The organism is Leyella stercorea, assembly GCF_019052365.1.
Classification (GTDB): domain Bacteria; phylum Bacteroidota; class Bacteroidia; order Bacteroidales; family Bacteroidaceae; genus Prevotella.
Map to the genome: position 1 here is coordinate 1 of NZ_JAHQUY010000099.1, position 7,431 is coordinate 7,431.

Annotated in this window: 9 protein-coding genes; 4 read left to right on the forward strand and 5 right to left on the reverse strand. The window is 40.2% G+C overall.

Annotation, left to right across the window (positions count from 1 at the left end):
• The 4 genes from KTQ90_RS12160 to KTQ90_RS12175 form a co-directional block, all read left to right on the forward strand.
• Positions 1 to 357, forward strand: a 357-nt coding sequence (locus KTQ90_RS12160) for a DUF3408 domain-containing protein (RefSeq protein WP_217318653.1), incomplete at its 5' end; no start/stop codon positions are given.
• Positions 358 to 541: 184 nt separating this feature from the next.
• Positions 542 to 955 (forward strand): plasmid mobilization protein, encoded by a 414-nt coding sequence (locus KTQ90_RS12165; protein WP_217318654.1) that lies wholly within the window; start codon positions 542 to 544, stop codon positions 953 to 955.
• Complete coding sequence (locus KTQ90_RS12170) at positions 952 to 1,902, forward strand: relaxase/mobilization nuclease domain-containing protein (protein ID WP_217318655.1); 951 nt, start codon at positions 952 to 954, stop codon at positions 1,900 to 1,902. The genes KTQ90_RS12165 and KTQ90_RS12170 overlap by 4 nt, the downstream gene beginning before the upstream one ends.
• Before the next feature lie 32 nt (positions 1,903 to 1,934).
• A complete protein-coding gene (locus KTQ90_RS12175) occupies positions 1,935 to 2,684 on the forward strand; it encodes a hypothetical protein (RefSeq protein WP_217318656.1) in 750 nt (249 codons plus the stop codon).
• Between the two features lie 298 nt (positions 2,685 to 2,982).
• Here KTQ90_RS12175 and KTQ90_RS12180 read toward each other — a convergent pair whose 3' ends face one another.
• From KTQ90_RS12180 to KTQ90_RS12200, 5 genes are all read right to left on the reverse strand, one after another.
• Positions 2,983 to 3,363 (reverse strand): hypothetical protein, encoded by a 381-nt coding sequence (locus KTQ90_RS12180; RefSeq protein ID WP_254360403.1) that lies wholly within the window; start codon positions 3,361 to 3,363, stop codon positions 2,983 to 2,985.
• A gap of 97 nt (positions 3,364 to 3,460) precedes the next feature.
• The gene (locus KTQ90_RS12185) at positions 3,461 to 3,598 is read right to left on the reverse strand and encodes a hypothetical protein (protein WP_106811809.1); all 138 of its coding nucleotides are present in this window, start codon (positions 3,596 to 3,598) and stop codon (positions 3,461 to 3,463) included.
• 413 nt (positions 3,599 to 4,011) lie between these two features.
• Positions 4,012 to 4,380, reverse strand: coding sequence for a hypothetical protein (locus KTQ90_RS12190; RefSeq protein ID WP_217318657.1), 369 nt, complete (start codon positions 4,378 to 4,380; stop codon positions 4,012 to 4,014).
• A gap of 121 nt (positions 4,381 to 4,501) precedes the next feature.
• A complete protein-coding gene (locus tag KTQ90_RS12195; RefSeq protein WP_217318658.1) occupies positions 4,502 to 5,824 on the reverse strand; it encodes a pepsin/retropepsin-like aspartic protease family protein in 1,323 nt (440 codons plus the stop codon).
• A gap of 98 nt (positions 5,825 to 5,922) precedes the next feature.
• Positions 5,923 to 7,371 (reverse strand): hypothetical protein, encoded by a 1,449-nt coding sequence (locus KTQ90_RS12200; RefSeq protein WP_217318659.1) that lies wholly within the window; start codon positions 7,369 to 7,371, stop codon positions 5,923 to 5,925.
• Between the last annotated feature and the right edge of the window lie 60 nt (positions 7,372 to 7,431).

Here is a 7,431-nt window from a genome sequence, read left to right on the forward strand (position 1 = left end):
TATGATGATGTAGAGAACCCAGAGTTGAGAGCAATTGTAGAGAAAGTTGCTGCAACAACTCCCTATCGAGAGGAAACATCAACGAACGAGGCTCAATCGCCACCGAATCCACAGAAGCGCATCAGCGGCAAGCAGCGCAAGGCAACACTGGAGGAGTATCAGCAAACCTTCCTCCAAGTTCCAAGGATTGACGACCGCAAGCCAGTCTTCGTCAGTTCCGATGTACGAGACCGTCTTGATCGTGTCGTCCGCATCCTTGGAGGGAGGCGCATGAGCGTATCGGGCATCATCGAGAACATCGTGCGCCACCACCTAAGCCTTTATGAAGAGGACTTCGAGGCTTGGCGCAAATTGTGAGAATTAAGGTCTGCGACCTTGGGTGTGGATAGCTGAAAGGCTGTAGTTCCAACTAACGTGTTCTGAGAGGGAGCGAGGTTATGTTTTGGGAATCCCAAAACGCCTCGCTCCACCATGAGGGCGGAGGAACTTTGCTCCCGACGGTCGCAGAAAGTGAGTGTACCAACTGTAATCAGTATATAGAATGACAAACATACAGGAACAAGACAAGAGAAAGGGCGGAAGACCGCCCGCAGGCAGGGTTCGCAAGCTGTCGAAGTCTGTCACTGTGAAGTTCTCGAAGCCAAGCTACGAGGCACTGAGACTGAGGGCGAGAAAAGCCAATCGCAAGTTGGCGGAGTACATCCGAGAGTCAGCCTTGAATGGCGAAGTGGTCAGCGGACACAACACTGAGACGGTTGCCATTGCCAAGAATCTCATAGGCATGGCGAACAACCTCAACCAACTTGCCAAGCTGTCGCATCAGAGAGGCTTCCATGAAACACATGTGTATGTGATGGACTTATTGAGAAGATTGAAAGCAATTCTTGGCGAGTATCGGCAAGTAAGCTCCAAACCGAAGCCATGCGGAATGAGCAGAAAGGAGGCAACGACATGATAGGCAAGCTAAAGAAAGGCAGCTCATTTGTTGGTTGCATCCGCTATGTTACGGGCAAAGACGAGGCGAAAATCCTTGCATCCGATGGTGTTTTGCTCGGCACGAATGCCGAAATAGCGCAAAGTTTAGAGCTACAAAGACAGCTAAATCCAAGGATTAAGAAGCCTGTGGGACACATTGCATTGAGCTTCAAACCAGAGGACAAACCACGTTTGACGGATGAGTTCATGGCTAAGATAGCCCTTGAATACATGCAGATGATGGACATCACTGATACCCAATTCATCATCGTAAGGCATCACAACACGGACAATCCACATTGTCATATCGTGTACAACCGCATTAATAACGAGGGCAAACTCATATCAGATAGGAATGATTACAGGCGTAATGAGCAAGTGACCAAGAGTCTAAAATCCAAGTATGGGCTGACTTACGGAACGGACAAAAGCAAGACTAATACTCGCAAGTTACGCAATGCCGAGCAAGCCAAATATGAGATTCACAATGCTGTCAAAGATGCCTTAAAAGTTGCAGATAGCTGGCAGAAGTTCAAGAATGAACTTGCAAAACGAGGTGTTCGCTTGGAGCTTGTCTATAAGGACAAGGAGAGAACCAAGGTACAAGGCATCCGTTTCAGCAAGGATGGATATAGCTTCAAGGGTACGCAGATTAGCCGAGAATACAGCTTTGTCAAGTTGGATGCAAGACTTGGCACAGAGTATAATCGTGTATCGCCAAGAGCCGAATCTATGCAGGGAGGACAACCAAGTTGTCACCAAGTAGAGCCGACTCAACCAACGGTAGAACATACCCAAGACCCTTGGAGTGGTATTTCTTCCATCGGCTTGTTCGCTCCGTCTAATGCCCAAACTTATGAGCCATTCCCAGAGGAAGAATCCGCTAAGAAGAAAAAGAGAAAACGCAGAAAGGGTTTCAGCCTTTGATGCAAGTTACAAACTTAAAAATAGAATCGAACATGAAAGAAGAACTATTGGAAGCCATCTACGGCACAGTTGAGAGATTGGAGCAGAAAGTCGATGAACTTTCTGCCTCCACAAAGAACGCAGGAGCAGAAAACGTTCCTGCAAGTAATGACATAACCAAGTTGGATAAGTCAATCAATGCGATGTTTACCAAGGAAGAGGAAGTCAGAGGTAAAATATCCAAATTAAGAGATGCCATTGTTGTTTTTGCTGACCTTATTAAGGTTGAACTTGGCAAAAATGAGCAGCGAAGCAAGTTCTTGGTTGATGCAGTCAAGCAGATGAGACAAGAGAATGATGTTTTCTCGAAGGTATTGCAGGACAAACTTGAAGTGTTGAACAATTCACCTCAAAAGAAGGTTGTAACCCATCGCTTCGAGCCAACCTCAAAGAAAGTTCTTCTTTTCATTGGTAGCTTGGCTCTGTCTCTTGTCCTCTCCATTTGGGGCAATCTCACCCAATGGCGAGAGCACCAAGATTGGGAGGAGGCAGACTTGAAATATCGAGCATTGAAAATGGCGCTTCCATCCGGCGACCCGAATATTCGCTACATAGAGAAGTTTTTCTCTGTTTGTCGAGATGAGAAAGTTATTGATGATGTAAGAAATCGTGTTGCTGCTTATGAGGATTCTGTTCGTCATCACTATGAAATGGTTGAAATGGCAGCATACAAAGATAGTATAGCCAATAAACTTTTGCAAGAATCAAAAAGCATAAAACGTGCTATCAAAAGCTCCAAATAGTGTTTTGGGAAACAAACTAAACTAAATGAGAGGGAAATACAACTTTAATCTATTCCCCTCTCATTTATTTAGTGCAAACTTACATTTAGGATAATTTGAGTACCCATAAAAAAAACATATCTTCCTTTGCGTAAAACTAAAAATAGTATAAATCTTCATTATTGGGAAAACTATACTGAACAAAATGCAAATAAATTGCATTAAACTATAACAGTGATAGCATGACACAGTTTAGCTTACACTCTCGTTAACACACACTAATTCTTGTAGAACCATAATAAAAAACTCCCCATAGAGTTTACTTTTGAATAGAATTTACGTAAATGACAAGATTTTTTGCCTGATTAACAAATATAGAATCTCCTTTTGCTTCATAAGAAAATAATGTATTATTATCCAAAAGTTTATCCTTACTAATCACAACAATTCTAACCAAAGGAATCCCTAAATAGTTTGCGAGTTTTTTATCAGATTCTACTTCACTTTTAGTATAGGATATTATACCATCACTCCTATACACATCTACATTTTGCAGTTTCTTTTTAACATAATAAACACTCTTTTTTATAGTATATTTCTCCCCTTTATATTCTATCGTTCCACAAGAATTATTATATTGTAATCCTGAGGAAACTTCTTTACAATATATTATATTGAAAGAATTATACTCTTGCTCCATAGAGCAAGAGTATAAAATATAGGTAAAAGCGTAAAGCGTAATTAAACAAATGTGATTTCTCATTTTATGGTTACATTTACAGTTTGAGGTCTTTCATTCACATTTCACCCATGTCGTAAGTAGAGGTCGTTACATTGCCCTCCGTGTCGGTGACACGGACAAGGCGCTGTATGCCGTCATACTCAAACGAGGTGGTAATATCACCGTCAGGACCGCTCTTCTGGATGGTCTTCAAGGTCTTGCCACTGCCATTGGTATGGGTAGCCTGAACATAGAAAAGATTTCAAAGATACAAGGGAAATATCCTCTGATAAGCCCTAACGAATTTTAAGGCGGTTTATAGCCTTGTTTTGTTGATACTTTCATATTGTTTTGCTTTTATGTTATACCTAAAGAACGATAGGCTATTGAATTTATTGTATTGCAGTATTAATCAAAAAAACAATGGTGTTGATTTGGATTGCGTAAACTACAACTATTATAGCTTGACACAGTTTATCTTGAACTCTCAGCAACTAACACTGCTGCTGAATTACTCAATGGTAAAAAACATTTTAGGGCACAACTTAGACCTATCATAGACAGAAAGTTCTTCTTTAGTTTAATGAAAATCTATGCATAGTCCACACGTTTTTTGCAGATAGTCCACTATTCTTTGATGATTTTCTTTAACTCCTTTTCTATATTTTTTTTACATCTATATATTTTTCTTTTGTCATCTTTTATATAATTATCACATATGAAAAAAGTTTGATGATAATTTGTACCTTTTATAGTTAATACTAATCTTGGAGGCAATTTGATTATATCACAGAGAGTTGCATTCTGTAAGAGTTCATACAGTTCTTGGATTGAAATATCATTATTAATAATGTATTCATTATCATCAAAATAATTTTTTACTAATATTTGCTTACAAACTTTTTTGTTTATTAGGTTAGGATGTATGCTATTTCTACAACAATCACATAGGCAAAACAACCCACAAAAACAAAATATTTTTAGTAATTTATTCATGAAGATAGTGTATTTTAATTTATAAAACTCATCCAGCAAGATATTAGAACCTTTTACTTGTGGAAATTCGCAGGCTGAATTTGTAAGGACCTATAGCCAAATCTATTGTTTAATATTTCTACTAATCCTCAAATCTCATCCACATATTCTTGAAGTTGATAATAAATTTCCTATGTGCCATTAACGTTGGTAAACCGATTCTGCAATCATATTCCTCATTCTGTTCTGAAGATGTTACTACTGGAATGTTTGTCTCGGTATATTGTTCGCCTGCAAGGGTAAATGTCCATGACACAGGTATCGTTTTTACAACATTGACACCACCGACACCTGCCGTGCGCAATGAATCAGTTGCCGTTCTACCAGTAAAACAGTTTTCGTTCTTTTTATAATAGCGATTTGTCAGGATGGTTCCTGATGCGCCAGTGTCAACTATTGCATCAATCTTTCTCCCTGAACGACCATCTGTTAATGACAAATGGAAAAGGCGCTGAGGTGAACGATAGAAATTGGGAGCATATGCAGGTTTTGGTGTGTACGAGGCTGGGATTACAAGCTGCATTCTGTCAAAATCGAAACAAATCTCACCTAATGGCATCATTGTCTGGTTGCCTATAACACATTCGTATCCAAGCTCCTCCAACTTTTTGTTAGCTAACGGATTGTCAGTTCTCATATCGACAACAAAAAATGGGACATTTCGATAAACTAAATCACCAAGTTTTAGTGAGTCCACCACTACTAAGCCTTTGCTATCAACATAAGACATACCCAACATCTGAATGTTCTTGGTCTGTATGACAGTTGCCTTTATATGCTCGGCAAACTTAGTAGTCATTATATTTATACCTGCCCCTGAATCGTAAGTGCATTTCACTTCTTGTCCATTGATATTAGCCATAACAAACATCATTTCCGGATTTTTGCGGTCACCTGTATGTGTTAACAAGGGCACACTCACGTTATAGTCTGGCCTCTCCACAGAAAACGTACCGCATTTCGAAAGCTTAGAATAAATGTCCTCATAGGCTTCAAATACAATTCCAGCAGTTTGTCCACCCTTGCGGTATGCCTCGTTCAGACTGTGTAATAATGCGGAAGCCTTATCGTAGTGTCCCAATATTGCATAATCTTCTGACATGAAATACATTATTGAAGGTACAGATGAATTTAGTTCATCTTGATACTTCTCCAAAATTTCTTTGCCATACTTGATAGCGCTGTCCGGTTCATTATAGAATTGACTTATAAAGAATTTGGAGAGCGGTTTTAGAAATGGTGTCTGCAAGTTTTTACCATCAGACATATACAAAGATCTAAGTTCAGCCCAATTACTGCTATTCATAGCCTCGCCTATTCTCTCGTCAATGCTTTTTACTTGTCCAAATGAAATTGTAGCAAATAATAATGCCACAAATGTTATACTTATTCTTTTTATCATCATTTTTTTATTATAATAATGTAATTCACCACTATACTATAGCGATTCGTTCCATCAACTATTTTGCTGATAAAACCTCCAGTTGTGAATGGATTGCTTTGTTATTGTTGAACTGGTTCAGCATGTACGTAATAGTAATCATTCTTGGAGTCAGCATCGTCGCGATTGAAAACAAGTGCAATTCTTGTATCAGCAGTTGCCCAATATGTAATAATATGCGCTTTTTCAGGAAGAGCCTTGAATAAGGTGCGGTAATGCTCTACCTGCTTACCCACTTCGGTTCCCTTGCCATAATGGTTAATCATAAGTTCCGTCAGTTCACTGATTTCCTTTTCCAGGATGGCAATATCGTTGCCCTTGCCTTTTTCTTCGGAATTGTAGCGCAGTTCGGCATACACCTTGTTCATATCATTGTTGTATGTCCTTGGTTCGTAAACGGTGAAACTCCGGCTTCTGTCAAGCAAACATGTAGCAGTAAACTCTTTTGGTTTGCTCATCGAAAACTTTCCCCAATCGAAGCACAAGAATTTGTCGAAGTAGATGTCGTGATGCATCGTGTATGTATAGACGATGCGACCTTTCTTGTAACCCTCAAAGTATGTGGTCAGGTTCGGGTTCGTATAGAAGAAACGGGTAGTCCATGTCAGGACAGTCTGCGCCTTGCTCTGATTGTTGCGGTGTATGACATATCTGTCTGGAACAATTCTGTCGTTGGCTCTCCAAACGATGGAGTCGAAATATTCCAATGCCGGGTTTGGAAGCATTGCCGTGCCGAGATGGTCGGTCAGTGAGAATTCTACATTTCCAAAAGCGACGATGACACTTCCGTTGGTACCTTCTTCAAAATCGTCGGGGTTGTAGTATCTTGCACTTACACGGAACTTGCAGTCGTCAGGAACGGCACCGGTAAAATCAAAGTTTGCATCATAATCGTATGCTTTCTTCATTTTGGCAAGTTCATTGTCGGTCATGCGTTGATAGACAACCATGCCATAAAAAGGTTTCTGATTACCGTGCTCGTCGGATTTGACACCAATATTTTGCATGGTGTACATATAGAATTTCTTTCCTTGGAGAGTGGTCAAAGCCAGCACTTGCATATAGCGGTTTTGCAAACTTTCGCTTTCTGTGCCACGCATGATGAAACCCTTTGTAGCATCGTAGCGCCACGTGGTCTTATTATAGAATTTGCCTGGGGTGTCACCATGGCGGAAACCGACAAGCCGACTGTCTGACTCAAACCAGTAATCTACATATCCTCCACCACAAACTGTTTCGCGATAATCTTTCTGTGAAAGCCTGCCGTCATTCTGAACTTCATATATGCCAATGACTTTCCATCCATATCCCTTTACCTCATCCTCAATAACTGTAGCTCTTGTTGGCCCGCAACTTTCGAGCACACAGCAGCCATCGTCGTTAATAGTATAAGTCCTATCGAACAGATTGTCATAGTCAATAACCGATCCGTTAGGTTCGTCTGTCTTATCACAACCTGTAAAAGAAACGATGCAGAGCATCGCCATCAGAAAAATCCAAATCCTTTTCATTGCTTACTTTACCCGTTGGCGGAATTAATTTAAGTTGATAAATATGAGTAAAAAGTTGCA

Excerpts from the sequence above, each read along its gene's own strand:
- KTQ90_RS12165 (WP_217318654.1), top strand. The coding sequence starts at position 542 with ATGACAAACATACAGGAACAAGACAAGAGAAAGGGCGGAAGACCGCCC.
- KTQ90_RS12170 (WP_217318655.1), top strand. The coding sequence starts at position 952 with ATGATAGGCAAGCTAAAGAAAGGCAGCTCATTTGTTGGTTGCATCCGC.
- KTQ90_RS12175 (WP_217318656.1), top strand. The coding sequence starts at position 1,935 with ATGAAAGAAGAACTATTGGAAGCCATCTACGGCACAGTTGAGAGATTG.
- KTQ90_RS12180 (WP_254360403.1), bottom strand. The coding sequence starts at position 3,363 with ATGGAGCAAGAGTATAATTCTTTCAATATAATATATTGTAAAGAAGTT.
- KTQ90_RS12190 (WP_217318657.1), bottom strand. The coding sequence starts at position 4,380 with ATGAATAAATTACTAAAAATATTTTGTTTTTGTGGGTTGTTTTGCCTA.
- KTQ90_RS12195 (WP_217318658.1), bottom strand. The coding sequence starts at position 5,824 with ATGATGATAAAAAGAATAAGTATAACATTTGTGGCATTATTATTTGCT.
- KTQ90_RS12200 (WP_217318659.1), bottom strand. The coding sequence starts at position 7,371 with ATGAAAAGGATTTGGATTTTTCTGATGGCGATGCTCTGCATCGTTTCT.